The organism is Photobacterium sp. J15 (genome assembly GCF_963870815.1).
In the GTDB taxonomy this organism is placed as follows: Bacteria; Pseudomonadota; Gammaproteobacteria; order Enterobacterales; family Vibrionaceae; genus Photobacterium; species Photobacterium marinum.
In genome coordinates this window covers 2737355-2754623 of record NZ_CAWMUI010000001.1, presented here as the reverse complement: position 1 = coordinate 2754623, position 17269 = coordinate 2737355, and the positions used below count along the sequence as shown (strand labels likewise).

Sequence of the window (17269 nt, the reverse complement as noted above, 5' to 3'; positions counted from 1 at the left end):
AGGCTCGGAACCTAGATCTCTGAGTTATATTGATTTCGAACCGGGCAGGTACCGATGATCTGGGTACGTCCGTCCGGCAGCTCCTCTTCCAGCGTCACATCAAATCCCCACAGGCGGTAAAGGTGCTTGAGCACTTCCTGATAGCCATCTCCCAGCGGAATACGGTTGTGCGGTACATACCTTAATGTCAGCGAACGGTCACCTTTGAGTGCAACATTCCATACTTGGATATTCGGTTCGTTGTTACTCAGGTTGTACTGTGATGAAAGCTTTTCACGGATAGCCCGATATCCTTCTTCATTATGGATCGCACAGACTTCGACATAGTTATGACGGTCATCATCATCTACCGCAAACAACTTGAAGTCTCTCATCACCTTAGGTGACAGATATTGGCTGATGAAACTCTCATCTTTGAAGTTTGCCATTGCGAAGTGAACCGTTTCCAACCAGTCTTTTCCGGCAATGTCCGGGAACCAGTGTTTGTCTTCTTCTGTTGGGTTTTCACAGATCCGGCGAATGTCCTGGAACATGGCAAAGCCCAATGCATATGGGTTAATCCCACTGTAATACGGGCTGTTGTAATCCGGTTGTGCCACGACATTGGTATGGCTGTGAAGGAACTCAATTATGAACCTGTCAGTTACCAGACCTTCATCATAAAGATGATTGAGGATGGTGTAATGCCAGAAGGTGGCCCAGCCCTCATTCATGACCTGAGTCTGTTTTTGCGGGTAGAAGTATTGGCTTACTTTACGGACAACTCGCACAACTTCACGCTGCCATGGTTCCAGAAGCGGTGCATGTTTCTCGATAAAGTACAGGATATTCTCCTGTGGTTCTTCCGGGAAACGGATTTCTTCCGCTTTTTCTTCTTTTTCTTCAAGAACTGGAATGGTTCGCCAAAGTGCGTTGACCTGAGTCTGCAGGTAGTCTTCCCTGGCTTTCTGCCGGGCTTTTTCCTCGACCATTGAAATTTTTTGTGGACGTTTGTAACGGTCCACACCGTAATTCATTAGGGCATGGCAGGAGTCGAGCAGTTTTTCGACTTCGTCGACACCGTATTTCTCTTCACACTCCGTAATGTATTTACGGGCAAATAGCAGGTAGTCGATGATTGAACTGGCATCGGTCCAGGTTTTGAACAGGTAGTTGTTTTTGAAAAAAGAGTTATGGCCATAGCAGGCGTGCGCCATTACCAATGCCTGCATGGTAATGGTGTTTTCTTCCATGAGATAGGCAATACAAGGATTGGAGTTGATAACGATCTCGTAAGCTAACCCCATTTGACCATGCTTGTAGCCACGCTCTGTTTCGATAAAACGCTTACCGAATGACCAGTGGTGGTAGTTGATGGGCATACCGATACTTGAGTAGGCATCCATCATTTGTTCTGCAGTAATGATCTCAATCTGGTTAGGATAGGCGTCCAGCCGATAAAAATCGGCTACACGCTTAATTTCCTTGTGATACTGCTCCAGCAGATCAAATGTCCAGTCCGGACCATCACTGAGTGTTTTGGATTTAGTGGCTGTTACCATAACACGCTCCCCTAAAGCGATAGCTGACACCTAGTGGACTTGCTTTTTGAAAAGCTCCCTGAAGACAGGGAAGATGTCCTCCACACTCCTTATGTTCTGCATCGCAAAGTTACCGTGGCCTCCCAGTAGCGCTTCATATTCCCGCCATAGTGTCTGGTGGGCCCGACGGGTAATTTCAATATAAGAATAATAACGACATACAGGCAGAAGCTGTTTGTCCAATAGTTCTCGACAGCCGGGTGAATCATCTGCCCAGTTATCACCGTCCGAAGCTTGAGCGGCGTAGATGTTCCACTCAGCCGGTGAATACCGCTTCTTGATAATGTCATCCATCATTCTCAGTGCACTGGAGACAATGGTGCCCCCGGTTTCCTGGGAGTAGAAGAACTCATGCTCGTCTACTTCTTTGGCCTGAGTATGGTGGCGGATAAACACGACATCGACGTTTTTATAGGTTCGGTTCAGGAACAGATACAGCAGGATGTAAAAACGTTTTGCCATATCTTTGGTGGCCTGATCCATTGAACCGGATACGTCCATCAGACAGAACATAACTGCCTGGCTGGTGGGCTGAGGTCGACGTTCATAGTTCTTGTAACGTAAATCAAAGGTATCAATAAACGGTACACTGCTTATTTTTTCACGCAGCGTTTTGATTTCCTGTTTTACACGTTCTTCTTCAAGCGGCTGAGCGGGCTCGGTATTCATCAGGTTGTCAAGAGCCTGCTCCAGCTCATGGAGCTGGCGTCGCTTAGCTGCGGTCATTGCTGTACGGCGGGCCAGAGAATTCTGCAATGATTTAACAATGGCAATATTGGCCGGCACACCTGAAGACTTGTAGCCGGAGCGGAAAGTCTTCCATTCGACAATTTTGTTTAGCTGGTTTTTTTCCAGGTTCGGCAGTTCCAGATCCTCAAATAAGAGGTCCAGGTATTCATCTTTCGAAATCTGGAATACGAAGTCATCCTGACCTTCACCATCAGGGCTGGCCTGTCCTTCGCCAGCACCGCCTTGACCCGCCCCTCCTTGGGGGCGTTCAATGCGATCGCCGGGACTGAACTGGTCGTTGCCCGGGTGGACAACTTCACGTTGTCCACCACGGCCTTGGTGAAAGCTTGGCTCGCGGATATCACGGGAAGGAATTGCAATATCTTCACCGCTTTCCACATCAGTAATCGAGCGTTTGTTTACCGCATCAGCAATTGATTCTTTGATCTGTTGCTTATGTCGGCGCAGAAAACGCTGGCGGTTTACTGTGCTTTTGTTCTTACCGTTGAGCCTGCGGTCTATAAAATGCGCCATAAGCTCCCCCCTTATTCATCCCAATCATCCACGGCTGTTTACGAAGACTTACGTACGCGCAGATACCATTCGGATAGCAGGCGTACTTGCTTACGTGTATAGCCTTTCTCCATCATACGTGCGACGAAATCATCGTGCTTCTTCTGCTCTTCTGTGGAGGTCTTGGCGTTGAAGGAGATAACAGGAAGCAGTTCTTCAGTATTCGAGAACATTTTCTTCTCAATCACAGTGCGCAACTTCTCGTAACTGGTCCAGTTCGGGTTCTTGCCTGCATTATTGGCACGGGCACGAAGTACGAAGTTGACGATTTCGTTACGGAAGTCTTTAGGGTTACTGATACCTGCCGGTTTCTCGATTTTCTCCAGCTCATTATTCAGTGCTGAACGGTCGAACAGCTGGCCGGTTTCCGGATCTCGGTATTCCTGATCCTGGATCCAGAAGTCAGCGTAGCTGACGTAACGGTCGAAGATGTTCTGGCCGTATTCGGAGTAAGATTCCAGATAAGCGGTCTGAATTTCTTTGCCGATAAACTCGACATATTTCGGAATCAGATAGCCTTTCAGGTGTTCAAGGTAGCGTTCAGCCAGATCTTGCGGGAACTGCTCACGCTCGATTTGCTGCTCAAGAACATAGAACAGGTGAACCGGGTTTGCAGCAACTTCAGAGTGATCGAAGTTGAATACGCGCGATAGGATCTTGAAGGCGAAACGGGTCGATAGGCCTGCCATACCTTCATCCACACCAGCATAGTCACGGTATTCCTGGTAAGACTTGGCTTTTGGATCCGTATCTTTCAGGGTTTCACCGTCATAAACCCGCATCTTCGAGTAGAGGCTGGAGTTTTCCGGCTCTTTCAGTCGTGACAGAACAGAGAAACGGGCCAGAATCCCTAAGGTACTAGGTGAACATGGTGCCGCAGACAATTCACTGTTCTGCAACAGTTTTTCGTAAATCTTGATTTCTTCCGAAACTCGTAGACAGTAAGGCACTTTGACGATGAATACACGGTCAAGGAATGCTTCGTTATTCTTGTTGTTTCGGAAGGTTTGCCATTCTGATTCGTTGGAGTGAGCCAGAATAATACCGTCGAATGGCAGGGCAGACAGGCCTTCAGTACCGTTATAGTTACCTTCCTGAGTTGCAGTCAGTAACGGGTGTAGTACTTTCAGCGGAGCCTTGAACATCTCAACGAATTCCATCAAGCCCTGGTTAGCTTTACAAAGGGCTCCGGAGTAGCTGTAGGCATCCGGATCATCCTGGGCAAAGTGCTCTAGCTGACGGATATCAACTTTACCGACCAGTGATGAGATATCCTGGTTGTTTTCGTCGCCTGGTTCAGTTTTGGCGATACCAACCTGATCCAGGATAGAAGGGCGAACTTTAACAACTTTGAACTTGGTGATATCACCACCAAACTCATGAAGACGTTTCGCTGCCCATGGCGACATAATGGTGTTCAGGTAGCGCTCCGGAATACCAAATTCTTTATTGAGAAGATCTCCGTCTTCGTTTTTATCGAATAGGCAGAATGGGTGGTCGTTAACAGGGCTGCGTTCGCCGTTAGCTGTCAGTACATAGACAGGCACTTTCTGCATCAGGCTCTTAAGTTTTTCTGCTAGTGATGATTTACCACCACCAACCGGACCTAGCAGATACAGAATCTGTTTACGTTCTTCCAGACCCTGCGCAGCATGTTTGAGATAAGAAACAATTTGTTCAATGGCATCTTCCATGCCATAGAAATCCTGGAACGTTTTGTATCGGGAAATGACGCGGTTAGAGAAAAGACGGCTCAAACGTGGATCCTGAGCAGTATCGATCATTTCTGGTTCACCGATTGCCATCAGCAAGCGTTCAGCTGCGTTGGCGTAAGCACTGCGGTCGTTACGACAGATCTCAAGGAATTCTTGCAATGAAAGCTCTTCATCCTTGGCTTCTTCATAGCGTTGACGATAGTGGTCAAAAATACTCATGGTATGCCCCCTGAATCGTTCTTCAATCAGTTAGAGAGGATGAAGATAAAATCTTTCAAGTCCCTCATATCTTAAGACTAGACCTAACTGATCAAATTGCTCCACTGAGTTGTTGGTTTATAAACTAAATTTCCTTTTTACGTTGGCCTTGCTAGCTCATACATAAACTTACTATCCTCCTATAAATTGTTATGTGCAAGGGTATTTATTTAAAAAATCCGCGTGACAATGTTGCAAAAATGTGATCGCAGCGATTTGGTGGGTGAATAGTCACAAATGGCGGATATTATTCCCATGCTAGTTATATCAACTAATCGAAAGGTGTTTTTATGCCGGAAAATAGATGATTTGCTTAATCGAATGGTTCAATATCGCATTTTGTAAGAAATTGAGAGAAGCGTATTTTGATGTGATAAGTAACTGGTTTTATATTTGCTGATACAGAGTAATTATACCAGGTGCTTATTTTGTGAGCTAAATCAAAGACCCTGACTTAAGCTAGAAAAGCAGAGAACAGTTAGGGAGAAAATTGATGGGGATTTCTCGCGTTGATACGGTTTCAATTCCTGTTTCTGATCAGAATCAGGCTTTATTGTTTTATCGTGATGCACTGGGTTTTCAGTTAATTCGCGATCATCAGGCAGATAACCATAAACGTTGGATTCAGCTTGCGCCTAAAGGGGCTGAGACAACGATTAGTCTGGTGACGCCATTTGGGGGAATGAAGGCGGGATCAGTTCAGGGCCTTGTAGTGCAGACCGATGATATTCACTTAACCCATAGTGAACTGAGTGAAAGAGGAGTGCCTCTATCTGAAATCGTGACTATTATTGGCGGTCGATTTGCTACTTTTGCCGATCCGGATGGGAACGGCTGGGTTTTAATTGAGGCAAATACGCATATGATGGCTTGAGAGGCTAAGAATATAAATGCCGCATGACTGGTAGCTTTCAGTTATGCGGCAAGTATTAGTCAGGCTTTTGTCTTATTTGCTTACTGCAATATGTGTAGTCAGGGTATGAGATTCACCCGGAGCCAAAGTTACCCCTTCGCCGTGGATTGTTGATTCCACGCAAACCATTGTTTCAAAGCTGTTGTCTGCCATATCAGCCATGCTGATAGACAATTCCTGCCATGGGTTCCAGATCACAGCGGCATTATGACCTTTGTTGGTCACAAGGATTTTGCGTGACAGCTTACTGTCACTAATTGTTACCGTATCTTGAGGTTGGGTGTAGACGCGGTCAGTTTCTTGGGTAAATGTCAGCTTTTCATCACCCTGGCATGCTTTGCCGTTTTGAATATTATCCAGGTAAGACTGACCCATATCTGTGATAACCACATCCTTGATATCGCCTACCTGGAAGTAAGAGTGCAGGGCTCCGGAGAAAGACCAGTCAGCGTCATCGGTATTGGTTGAAGTCAGGCTAACTTTTAGTTGCGGGCCGAATTCAAATGTCAGTTGGTTATGGAATTTGTGCGGCCAGATTTCGCGGGTGGCTTCGCTGTCTTCCAGTTCCAGTGCCACAATCACACCATATTCATTTTCTCTGTGTTCCTTCAATGACCATTGGCTGTTACGGGCAAAGCCATGTGATGGAGTACCTGCTTTGCCAAACCACGGCCAGCAAACAGGAACGCCACCACGGATAGCTTTGCTGGTATCAAACTCAGCTTTCTCACTCAGCCAGATCACATCATCTTCATCGGCTGGCTTGTACCAGATCAGATGTCCGCCATGAAGAGAAATCCCTGCTTCAGCCGTCTCGTGGATCACTCGGATAATTTTGATGCCCTGAAACTCACACACAGTTACAGCATCAGACAGAACCGCAATTGCTGGAAGGTTACGTATATCCATCAGATTGTATTCCTCAACAGTATCTAAATTCTCATTTGGTTGGTTTTTACTAAACCGAAAGAAAAAACCATTCTAATAAAAACTTATTTTTATATAAAAAATATCTGCAAAAATTAAAATTTATTTGTTAAATTTGTAATTAAAGTTGAACCCACTTCACGGTATTTTGTCGCCGTGAAATGAGATTATGATAGGTTATTGGAACAAAAACACGCAATTAGAAGGTCAGTTGATCAGCGCTGAGGCTGTTTGTATTAGCCTTTTTATCTTCTTATGTGTACCCATCGCTGCTTATGAGCTGGTGGTTTTTTGCCATTCCACAAAAACCAGATACAAAAAAGGCGCCGCCGTAGCGCCGCCTTTTGAATCCTAGCTAAAAGCTTACATTACTTAGAGATGTGAGCGATTAGGTCTAGAACTTTGTTTGAGTAACCGATTTCGTTGTCGTACCAAGATACAACTTTAACGAAGTTATCAGTTAGAGCGATACCAGCTTTAGCATCGAATACAGAAGTCTGTACTTCACCGATGAAGTCCTGAGAAACTACTGCGTCTTCAGTGTAACCTAGAACACCTTTCAGCTCGCCTTCAGAAGCTTCTTTCATTGCTGCACAGATAGCTTCGTAAGATGCGCCAGTCTTCAGGTTAACTGTTAGGTCAACAACAGAAACGTTAGCAGTTGGTACGCGGAAAGCCATACCAGTTAGTTTGCCGTTTAGTTCTGGAAGAACAACGCCTACAGCTTTAGCTGCACCAGTTGAAGATGGGATGATGTTCTGAGAAGCACCACGACCGCCACGCCAGTCTTTAGCAGAAGGACCGTCAACAGTCTTCTGAGTAGCTGTAGTCGCGTGAACTGTAGTCATAAGACCAGATTCGATACCGAACTTGTCGTTAAGAACTTTAGCGATTGGCGCTAGGCAGTTAGTAGTACAAGACGCATTAGAAACGATATCCTGACCAGCGTAAGTGTCTTGGTTAACACCCATTACGATCATTGGAGTAGCGTCTTTAGAAGGACCAGTTAGAACAACTTTCTTCGCACCAGCAGTGATGTGCTGACGAGCAGTTTCGTCAGTCAGGAAGATACCTGTTGCTTCTGCAACAACGTCAACACCGATTTCGCCCCACTTAAGGTCAGCTGGGTTGCGTTCTGCAGTTACGCGAACTGTTTTACCGTTAACGATTAGGTTACCGTCTTTAACTTCTACAGTACCGTTGAAACGACCGTGAGTTGAGTCGTACTTCAGCATGTAAGCCATGTATTCAACGTCGATAAGGTCGTTGATACCAACAACTTCGATGTCGTTACGCTCTACAGAAGCACGGAAAACAAAACGTCCAATACGGCCAAAACCGTTAATACCTACTTTGATAGTCATTACAGTTGCTCCACAACTTAATTTCTAATGAAAGATAACTGGTAGTAAAATTACAGAATCTAACGTGACGCTGCAAGTCAAAAACGAACTTAAATTGCGTGAGGTCAAAAAAAAGTTCGGATTTTTTTTACATTCCCACTACAACGATGCAAATTTAAACGGAAACTGTATGAATATCCATCGTTGCTGTTGTTAACTTTTAATATCCACTCTCAGCTCAATTAAATTATGCTTAAATGAGCCGGGTAAATGAAAGAACCATACGAGCAGAAAGTATGTGCCACAGTGCGGTAAATTGGCAACATTATTTCTCGGCTCGGAAAGGGAATTAATAATAATAGGGTAAGTAATGTCAGAAAAATCAGATTCTTATTGGCGTGAAACTTTAACTACAGAGCAATATCACGTATGTCGGGAGCGGGGGACAGAGCCGCCATTTTCAGGAACGCTGCTTCATAATCGTGAGTCGGGTGTCTATCACTGTACTTGTTGTAATAAGTCGTTGTTTAAATCTGACAACAAATATGACTCAGGTTGTGGCTGGCCAAGTTTTGATGCTCCGATCAGTCCGGAGAAGATTCGATACCTTGAGGATCATAGTCATGGTATGAGCCGAATCGAAATCCGTTGTGCCAATTGCGACAGTCATCTTGGTCATGTTTTCCCGGATGGACCACAAACGACCGGGGAGCGTTACTGTGTTAACTCGGTTTCGCTGATATTTTCTTCGGAAGAAAGTGAGGGGAAGTAATACAAGAGATTTTTAGAAGGGCTTCTAGAGCCCTTCTTTTAGTTGAAGCTTCATAATGTATATGTTCAGTTAGCCATTCGTGCTTTGAATCGACCGTCCTGAATCGCTTCCGAAATCTTTTTAGCTTGTTCATCGAGTTGTTGGCGCTGTTCATCCGACATGGGGTAGAAGGAGATCAGTTTTTTCTGACTAGCGACCGGCATGCCAAGCTCACTACTCACTTTTGCCCATAGGTATGCTTTATCAGTTGATTTGTTCTGATGAGATAAGGTGGCCAATGACTGAATGATTTCCGGCTTGATGGCCTGTCCTTTCTGATATAACTCCAGAGCGTGTTTCAGCAACCTGATGGTTTTTTCTTTGTCTTTATCGGTATAGAAGGTCGCCAGTGCCAGTTGTAGCTCTGGTGTTTCCATTTCCGGCTTGCCTTCCAGAAGTAAAAATTGACGCAGTGCGCTTTTATCACCTTGTGTCAGGCGGTAGTAGATAATCTCTGGATCGGTTGAGTGCGCTAGCTCTGTATTAAGGCGATCGATGTTCCTGTAACTGGCCAGCAGCGCATTGGTACGGTTGGTTTTGCGCTCTTTAAGTTCAGTCGGCTCGATCCTTGCCGCGAATTCTAAACATTTCTGGTATTCGTAAGTGAATTTGAGTTCTTTGAACTTTTCAATATCTGTCGGATCCTTCAGCACATCATAACGTTGCCAGATAAGCTTGGTTCGCTGAAGTCGGCATTGCCCGTCATTGAGGTTGGTATCGGCACAAATTTGCGGGTAGCTTTCGCAAAGGCTGTCCGTTGAACGGTGTCGATCGAAACAGCCGTTGAGTAGCGTCAGACAAATTGCCGGAAGCCATAATTTGATATGAGTTAGTGATGATCGGGCCATGTGTATATTAATCAGAGTCAGCCAGTGCTGACTGCAAAAATTCCCTAATTGAGATTGTGCGATTTTTGAGCAAAGTTATTTTAACCTATACATAAATTAAAAACGTCCACCTGACCGATTATTTAAGCATTGTGATCATGGGAGCAAAAAAACTTGTGATCTGTTAGGAATATACAAAATTGTTAGGTGGATAGACTTGATGTTTGGCATAGTGTCTGAACTGAGAAAAATGATAATCAGACCCACAGCGGACTAGAAAGGAAGTTTCAAATGGAGTTAGAACAACTGCTCAACTCGATGACCCCGGATGTATATCAGCGAATTGTTACTGCGGTTGAATTAGGCAAATGGCCTGATGGAACGCCATTAACGCAAGAGCAACGGGATTCTGCTATGCAGGCGGTAATGCTGTATCAGTCACGCCACAATATTAATCCTGAACACATGTCTGTAGCTGCTGGTGGTGAAATGAAATTTAAATCCAAGGCTGAGCTTAAACGTGATTTTGGGGTTGAGGAGTCTGAGCAAGATGACATCGCCCGTTTCAAGCATAATCAGATTTAGCCTGATGTAACTTTAAGAACAGTAACACCAGGCTCATCAACAGGAATGAGCCTGGTGTTATTCCTCGCCTTAAGCGTCGTTACTGCCTTGATGGTTGTCGAAAATCATTGGCTCACAATAAAAACTGCCCAGCTCATGGTCTTCCTGACTGATCAGATTAGCAATCCAGGGCTCTTTTTCGATATTCGCCAGATAGGTTTGTAATTTCGGGTATCGGGTGAGTCTTAGTCCCGCCATCCAGCCTGAACGAAAAATACTCCAGAGGCTGATCTCAGCCATAGAAAAGTGGTCGCCTACGTATCCTTCCTTCGGTAGTTGTTCTTCGAGGTACTGGAGAACCTGTGGCAGATGATGCTCAAGGCATTGAGCTATAGCTTCGTGATCCACTTCCTTGCCTAGCATTTTTCCCCGCATGATTTTCTGGTAGAACAGCACGCCACCAATAAGTGATGTCAGGCGGGTATCAGCATATTCTTCAAGCCAGCGTATTTGGGCTCTCGATGTGGCGCTGCCCGGGTAAAGTGGTGGTATCGGACAGATATCATCAAGGTAGTGCGCAATGACTGTCGAATCTATGATGTTGCTGCCGTCATGTTCCAGCACCGGGATCTTTCCCATCGGGTGTCGTTTTTGAGCTAGCTCTTTTTCAAGGTAAGGGTTGAGTGGTTGCAGGTCGTAGGCGATCCCTTTGTAAGAAAGGGCGAGCATGATTTTTCTGACAAAAGGGGAAATCGCAGCACCGTGTAAAATCATATTATTATCCCGGGCTAGTTGAACGTAATTACAACCAACAGAAGAAGTTGATTAATTGGTATAAAGTGTAGCCAAGATAAATTGATGCAATAGCGAATGTGCGAATTGAGTATGTAAAAACAGTAAGATAAGAGAAGGAATCTGGCTGGGATCACAAAACAAAAAACGGGAGCCGTCATTGGCTCCCGTTTTCTCGGTAACAGTCAAACTTAGTGAGTTAACTCACCCCGCAGGTTTTGCTGCATCAGGCTGCGGATGGTTTCAAGTGGCAGATCCTGACTTAGCAGGAAGTGCAGTTTGGCAAGCGCGGCTTCCGGAGTCATATCGTATCCACTCAGAACACCGGCATCAGCCAGTGCACAGCCGGTAGCATAGCCACCCATGTTAACTTTTCCTGACAGACATTGGGTCAGGTTCATCACGATGACGCCACGATCCGCGGCTTCTTTCAACTGGGCCAGCAGCTCAGGGTTCTGAGGTGCGTTACCAACACCGAAGGTTAGCAGGATCATCGCATTTACTGGTTGGCGAAGTGTGTTACGGATCACTTCAGGCGAGATTCCCGGGTACATAGTAATTACACCAATTGGTTGTGGTGTAATGTTATGAACCTTGAACTTGCCTTCCGGCTTCTTATCCAGCTCAACGTTATTCAGCTGAATATTGATACCGGCTTCCAGCAGCGGTGGCATATTCGGAGAAATGAAGGCGCCAAAGCCATCTGCGTGGGCTTTGGTACTACGGTTACCACGAATTAGCTGGTTGTTGAAAAACACGGTCACTTCATTGATTGGGTAGTTAGCCGCAATATGAAGTGAGTTCAGCAAGTTACTCTGACCGTCAGAACGAAGTTCTGCCAGAGGAATTTGCGAGCCTGTAACAATAACTGGCTTATCCAGGTTTTCAAACATGAACGACAGTGCTGAAGCGGTATAAGCCATGGTGTCCGTACCATGTAGAATGACAAAACCGTCATATTCGTCGTAGTTTTCTTTGATATCGTCTGCGATGCGCTGCCAATCCGCTGGCGACATATCCGATGAGTCGATCAGTGGCTCGTACTCATGGATGGTGAATTTCGGCATCTCTGGACGTTGGAACTCCGGCATGCTTTCCAGCTGCTTCTGCATAAAGCCTGCTACCGGCACGTAGCCGTGATCAGACTTCTGCATCCCAATGGTGCCGCCGGTGTAAGCAATGTAAATGTGTTTTCTTTCCATAATCTGGTACAGACATACGATTCGGTGGTCGCATTATACGACCTGTGCGCAGTAAAAAAAGCCCGGCATGTGCCGGGCTGGTCTCACTTTTCAATATTGCTGCAGTTCAGGCAGAACGCATATTGGCCTTTTGGATCGTTAAAGTTACTGAGTGTGGTCAGGTCTGTTACAACTTGTTGTGTAATCGGTTGAATTGCTGCCGGCAATTCACCAAAGACCATACTCATTAACTGAGTGCGAGCTTCAGAAGCAAACTCCTGCAGAAGCATTTCAGCAGGACTTAACGGCTCTTCCATCCAGCGCAGCTCATAGCTGTCTAGTTTGGCTAGTTCAACAGCGGCTGCAATCGCATCATCAAAATCACCCAGCTGATCGACAAGGCCAAGTTTTAGTGCGTCCTGACCAGTCCATACACGCCCCTGAGCAATCTTATCCGCCTCTTCTAAAGACATATTGCGGTATTGGCTTACCAGGCCGATAAAGCGTTGGTAACCATGCTCAATACCAAGCTGGAACACTTCAGCAACGCCATCAGGAAGCTTGCGGGTTACGCCGACACCTGAGAATGGCGTAGTTCCGACACCATCATTATAGATACCCATGTTCTCAAGACCTTTCTCAAACGTGGTCATGATGGCGAAGATACCGATAGATCCGGTGATGGTTGTTGGTTGTGCCAGGATTTTATCTGCGCTTGATGAGATCCAGTAACCGCCGGATGCTGCCAGGCTGGACATGGAGACCACAACAGGCTTGCCTGCCAGCTTTAATGCATCAACTTCGTTGCGGATCACTTCTGATGCAAATGCACTGCCTCCCGGGCTGTCAACACGCAGAATGACCGCTTTTACATCGTCGTCAAGGCGAGCTTCACGCAGCAGGGCGGCAGTTGAATCACCGCCTACGGTGCCCTGACGTTGTACACCATCGACAATAGCTCCGCTGGCAACAACAACTGCCACCTGGTTAGGGCTTGGCAGATCAGTATTGAAGACTGTTGGCAGGTAATCGTAGTAACTGATTTGGTTAAAGCTGTTTTCGCCGTCACTGCCGAATTCCTCAATCAGTTTCTGGCTAAGCGCCGGGCGGGTGATTAGCTCATCGATCAGGCCCATTTTCAGGCTCAGTTTGGCAAAATCACCTTTAACGCTCTTCAGTTGCTCTACGAAGCTGCTCAGCTCCGGAGTCAGGGAAGCCACATCAATATGACGGTTCTTGGCGACATCTGTGGTATAGGCTGCCCATAACTGGTTCAGCCAGGTTGTGTTTGCTTCGCGGGCAGCATCAGACATGCTGTCGCGGGTGTAAGGCTCGACAAACGACTTGTAAGTGCCGACACGGAATACATGGGTATTGATATCCAGCTTTTCCAGCAGGCTCTTATAGTAAAGCGTGTAACTTCCGTAGCCTGTAAGCAGAACGCCACCGTCAGGTGACATAAACACTTTGTCAGCATAGCTAGACAGGTAGTACTGGCTTTGTTTGTAGTTGTCACCAACTGCGTAAACTGGTTTGCCTGCTTGCTTGAACTCTTCGATTGCTTTAGCGATATAACGCAGCTTGGTCAGATTGGTTTCTGCCATGCCTTTCAGGTTCAGCACCAGGCCAGTGATCCTGTTATCAGTAGATGCAGCACGAATGGTGTCAACGATATCGAACAGAACGTTTTCCTGAACCGGTGGCTGGCCCAAGGCACTGCTCGTCAGCTGATCTACCGGATTGATATAAGTGCGTTGCTCAACTATTGGTCCGGATAAATCCAGAACCAGAGCGGCTTTTTCTGGCAGGCTTGGCTTTTCACCACTTTGGCTGAACGCAAAGAAAATAAGGCCGATAAAGAATAAAAAGAACAGGTTTAAAATCAGTTGTCGCGTGAAACTGATTAGTTTCCATATAGCTCGGAATATTTTTCCAATTCCTTTGAATATCACTTTCATTAACATTCCTGATGATGTGATAGGTATTGCTTTTATCCTAACTTAGTAAACAAGTAATTACAGTAATAATCTGTATGTACAACATGTCCCCTCTGTTAAGTATTGCGGCTGTTCCGAATTGTCGACAGGAAATATCATGGAGTTCAGTAATTTTATGAACTGCCACGAGAAATTAATGTTGCGACAATGTAAACAAGTGTTTGAAAAATGTTTGTTTGATTTATATACTGGTCAGACCATAACAACGAAAGATTGGAAGCCATGGACGATAAATCTTACCCTCATTTGTTAGCGCCGTTAGATCTTGGTTTCACTCAGTTGCGTAACCGTGTGTTAATGGGATCTATGCACACTGGCCTTGAAGAGGCCCGTGACGGTTTTAAAAAACTTGCTGCATTCTATGCTGCCCGTGCGCGTGGCGGTGTCGGTTTAATTGTTACAGGCGGTTTTTCTCCGAACTTCCGTGGACGGTTACACCCGTTAAGCGCAGAGTTCAGTTCGGCTCGGGCGGCCAGGGCGCATCGGGTAATTACTGATGCGGTTCATGGTGCCGGCGGTAAGATCGCCTTGCAGTTGTTACATGCAGGGCGATATGCAATGCACCCTTTTGCCGTGAGTGCATCGGCTATTCGTTCTCCTATCTCGAAATTCACACCGAGTAAAATGAGTAACCGTCAGATTCTCAAAACCATTGACGCTTTTGCCCGCAGTTCAGAGCTGGCGCGCGAAGCCGGTTATGACGGCGTTGAGTTGATGGGATCAGAGGGGTACTTGATCAATCAGTTTATCTGTAAGCGTTCAAACCACCGTCATGACGAGTGGGGTGGCAGCTATGAAAATCGTATTCGTTTCCCGATAGAGCTTGTTAAAGCTGTTCGTGCCCGTGTCGGGCGTGACTTCATCATTATTTTCCGCCTTTCTATGCTGGATCTGGTTGAGCAGGGCAGTACCCATGAAGAGGTGGTGCAGTTGGCAAAAGAGCTGGAAGCTGCCGGGGTCACCATTATCAATACCGGTATTGGTTGGCATGAGGCCCGAATTCCGACGATTGCCACACAGGTGCCGCGTGCTGCGTTTAGCTGGGTAACCGAAAGACTGAGAGATGAAGTGAATATCCCGCTGGTGACTTGTAACCGGATCAACACACCTCAGGTTGCCGAAGATATTCTGGCTTCGAATCAGGCAGATATGGTGTCGATGGCGCGTCCTTTCCTTGCTGACCCTGATTTTGTGGTTAAGGCTGAACAGAACCGCGCTGATGACATTAATACCTGTATTGGCTGTAATCAGGCCTGTCTGGATCATGTGTTTGTCGGTAAACGGGCCAGCTGTCTGGTCAACCCGCAGGCCTGTTACGAGACAGAGTTAGTGTTAACTCCTGCTGCAACAAAACGTCGTATTGCGATTGTCGGGGCCGGTCCGGCCGGTATGGCTAGTGCCGTTGCTGCTGCTGAGCGCGGATTTGATGTCGATCTGTTTGAAAAGAACGATCATGTCGGCGGCCAGTTTAATCTGGCGATGCAGATCCCAGGTAAAGAAGAGTTCAAAGAGACTATTCGCTATTTTGTTCGCCGCATGGAGCAGACAAATGTCAACGTTAAACTGGGTCATGCGGTACAGGCTGATGAGTTGAAAGATTATGACGAAGTGATTGTTGCCACCGGTGTTCAGCCTCGTAAGCCGAATATTCCCGGTGTTGATCATGAGAAGGTCATTGATTATCAGACCTTGATCCGCGACAAGGTGCCGATGGGCTCGAAGGTTGCCGTTATCGGTGCTGGCGGTATCGGGGTGGATGTTTCAACTATGCTGACTGAGCCGGAAAATCAGGAGCTTGATGATTGGCTTAAGGATTGGGGCGTTGATAAAACCCTAGAGCATCCGGGAGGACTGTATCCGTTTGACGAGTATGTCAGTCAGCGTCAGGTCTGGTTGTTGCAGCGACGTTCGGGAAAGATGGGGAAAGGACCGGGTAAGACCACTGGCTGGATTCACCGCAAGGTACTGGAAAAGCGTGGTGTTGAGATGCTAAGCGGTGTTTCCTACGACAAGATTGACGATCAGGGGCTGCATATTACCGTAGAAGGTCAGTCTCGGGTACTGGATGTCGATAATGTCGTACTGTGTGCCGGGCAGACATCCGTTGAATATATCTCAGATAAGTTACGCGAAATGAATGTGAATGTTCACGTTATTGGTGGGGCAGATGTGGCGGGCGAGGTTGATGCCAAGCGAGTGATCCGCCAGGGCGTTGAGCTTGTCGCTAAGATGTAACAACTAACTTAAGGCAGCGTGTAATTGAAGCAACACGTTTCAGCTACGAGTTACGAGGTGAGCCGTCTTACTTAGCCAGGGTAAGGTATGCTTTTCCTCGTAGCTCTTTTCCATTTCTAAGCCCCTCTTTTTTTGCTCCTAATCCTTATATTCTCAAGGGTTTAACAATTCGTTAATTATGATATTGTAAAAACAATAATCATTTTCATTATGAGGTTGTTATGGAAGCACTCTCGTTATTGTTAAGTCGCCGCTCACTACCGAAGCTAATGGAACCTGCACCTCAGGATGATGCGCTGGATAATATTTTCCGTGCAGGGCTGAGGGCGCCGGACCATGCGGCACTGGCACCATGGCGGTTCATTGTGTCTCATGGTGAAGGTTTGCAAAAGCTGGCTGATATTCTAGTCGAAGCGGCTAAGGCCGACGGTGCAGATGACGCAACCATTGAGAGAGCAGGCAAAGCACCGTTTCGTGCTCCTATGGTTATTACCGTGGTAGCGAAAGTGACTGAGCATGAAAAGGTGCCAGTGATTGAACAACACCTTTCTGCCGGTTGTGCGGTCCAGGCGATGCAAATGGCTGCGGTTGCTCAGGGCTTTTCCGGATACTGGCGAACCGGTAAATGGGCTTATCATCCCGTTGTCCGTGAGGCTTTAGGTGTTCAGGGAGAGGATTTGATCGCCGGTTTCTTGTATTTGGGTACGCCGGGTTGCCGGGAAGCTAAAGTGCAGGAGCGCGACCTGAAGCAGTTTGTCGAGTATCTGTGAGACGAAATTGATTGAATAATCACTTAAAAGGAGCCGCTGACAGCGTTCAGTGGC

At 46.5% G+C, this 17269-nt stretch carries 14 protein-coding genes; 5 read left to right on the top strand and 9 right to left on the bottom strand.

The features are described from left to right. Nucleotides 1-11: 11 nt before the first annotated feature. The 3 genes from AACQ93_RS12305 to AACQ93_RS12295 are packed head-to-tail and all read right to left on the bottom strand — an operon-like array spanning nucleotide 12 to nucleotide 4816. Complete coding sequence (locus tag AACQ93_RS12305; RefSeq protein ID WP_064606695.1) at nucleotides 12-1541, bottom strand: SpoVR family protein; 1530 nt, start codon at nucleotides 1539-1541, stop codon at nucleotides 12-14. 30 nt (nucleotides 1542-1571) lie between these two features. Next, nucleotides 1572-2843, bottom strand: a complete 1272-nt coding sequence (locus tag AACQ93_RS12300) for a YeaH/YhbH family protein (RefSeq protein ID WP_064605270.1) — start codon at nucleotides 2841-2843, stop codon at nucleotides 1572-1574. Between the two features lie 38 nt (nucleotides 2844-2881). Then, on the bottom strand, nucleotides 2882-4816 hold the full coding sequence (locus tag AACQ93_RS12295) for a PrkA family serine protein kinase (RefSeq protein WP_064605269.1): 1935 nt from the start codon (nucleotides 4814-4816) through the stop codon (nucleotides 2882-2884). 532 nt (nucleotides 4817-5348) lie between these two features. Between AACQ93_RS12295 and AACQ93_RS12290 the strand changes: the two genes are divergently transcribed. Beyond that, the gene (locus AACQ93_RS12290) at nucleotides 5349-5729 is read left to right on the top strand and encodes a VOC family protein (protein ID WP_007470014.1); all 381 of its coding nucleotides are present in this window, start codon (nucleotides 5349-5351) and stop codon (nucleotides 5727-5729) included. A gap of 72 nt (nucleotides 5730-5801) precedes the next feature. Here AACQ93_RS12290 and AACQ93_RS12285 read toward each other — a convergent pair whose 3' ends face one another. Together AACQ93_RS12285 and gap are read right to left on the bottom strand one after the other, a co-directional pair. Beyond that, nucleotides 5802-6677 carry a D-hexose-6-phosphate mutarotase gene (locus AACQ93_RS12285; protein ID WP_064605268.1) on the bottom strand — a complete coding sequence of 292 codons (876 nt, stop codon included), beginning with the start codon at nucleotides 6675-6677 and terminating at the stop codon, nucleotides 5802-5804. 386 nt (nucleotides 6678-7063) lie between these two features. Next, nucleotides 7064-8059: a type I glyceraldehyde-3-phosphate dehydrogenase gene (gap, locus tag AACQ93_RS12280; protein ID WP_007470011.1), complete on the bottom strand. Its 996-nt coding sequence runs from the start codon at nucleotides 8057-8059 to the stop codon at nucleotides 7064-7066. 349 nt (nucleotides 8060-8408) lie between these two features. Here gap and msrB point away from each other — a divergent pair, with 349 nt between their 5' ends. Further along, complete coding sequence (msrB, locus tag AACQ93_RS12275; protein ID WP_084419146.1) at nucleotides 8409-8810, top strand: peptide-methionine (R)-S-oxide reductase MsrB; 402 nt, start codon at nucleotides 8409-8411, stop codon at nucleotides 8808-8810. A gap of 65 nt (nucleotides 8811-8875) precedes the next feature. Here the strand turns inward: msrB and AACQ93_RS12270 are convergent, their stop codons facing one another. Beyond that, the gene (locus tag AACQ93_RS12270; protein ID WP_064605267.1) at nucleotides 8876-9697 is read right to left on the bottom strand and encodes a DUF2989 domain-containing protein; all 822 of its coding nucleotides are present in this window, start codon (nucleotides 9695-9697) and stop codon (nucleotides 8876-8878) included. Between the two features lie 270 nt (nucleotides 9698-9967). On the opposite strand from AACQ93_RS12270, the gene AACQ93_RS12265 reads away from it, so the two are divergent. Then, a complete protein-coding gene (locus AACQ93_RS12265; RefSeq protein ID WP_064605266.1) occupies nucleotides 9968-10261 on the top strand; it encodes a YeaC family protein in 294 nt (97 codons plus the stop codon). A 69-nt stretch (nucleotides 10262-10330) separates the two neighbouring features. On the opposite strand, the gene AACQ93_RS12260 is transcribed toward AACQ93_RS12265, so the two are convergent. The 3 genes from AACQ93_RS12260 to sppA all read right to left on the bottom strand — a co-directional run bounded on the left by AACQ93_RS12260 (nucleotide 10331) and on the right by sppA (nucleotide 14171). Continuing rightward, nucleotides 10331-11014 (bottom strand): glutathione S-transferase family protein, encoded by a 684-nt coding sequence (locus AACQ93_RS12260; protein WP_064605265.1) that lies wholly within the window; start codon nucleotides 11012-11014, stop codon nucleotides 10331-10333. Between the two features lie 209 nt (nucleotides 11015-11223). Then, nucleotides 11224-12234, bottom strand: a complete 1011-nt coding sequence (gene ansA, locus AACQ93_RS12255) for an asparaginase (RefSeq protein WP_064605264.1) — start codon at nucleotides 12232-12234, stop codon at nucleotides 11224-11226. 83 nt (nucleotides 12235-12317) lie between these two features. Next, the gene (gene sppA / locus AACQ93_RS12250; protein ID WP_064605263.1) at nucleotides 12318-14171 is read right to left on the bottom strand and encodes a signal peptide peptidase SppA; all 1854 of its coding nucleotides are present in this window, start codon (nucleotides 14169-14171) and stop codon (nucleotides 12318-12320) included. 261 nt (nucleotides 14172-14432) lie between these two features. Here sppA and AACQ93_RS12245 point away from each other — a divergent pair, with 261 nt between their 5' ends. After that, nucleotides 14433-16445 (top strand): NADPH-dependent 2,4-dienoyl-CoA reductase, encoded by a 2013-nt coding sequence (locus AACQ93_RS12245; RefSeq protein WP_064605262.1) that lies wholly within the window; start codon nucleotides 14433-14435, stop codon nucleotides 16443-16445. Nucleotides 16446-16666: 221 nt separating this feature from the next. Beyond that, nucleotides 16667-17215: an NAD(P)H nitroreductase gene (locus tag AACQ93_RS12240; protein ID WP_064605261.1), complete on the top strand. Its 549-nt coding sequence runs from the start codon at nucleotides 16667-16669 to the stop codon at nucleotides 17213-17215. Nucleotides 17216-17269: the final 54 nt, after the last annotated feature.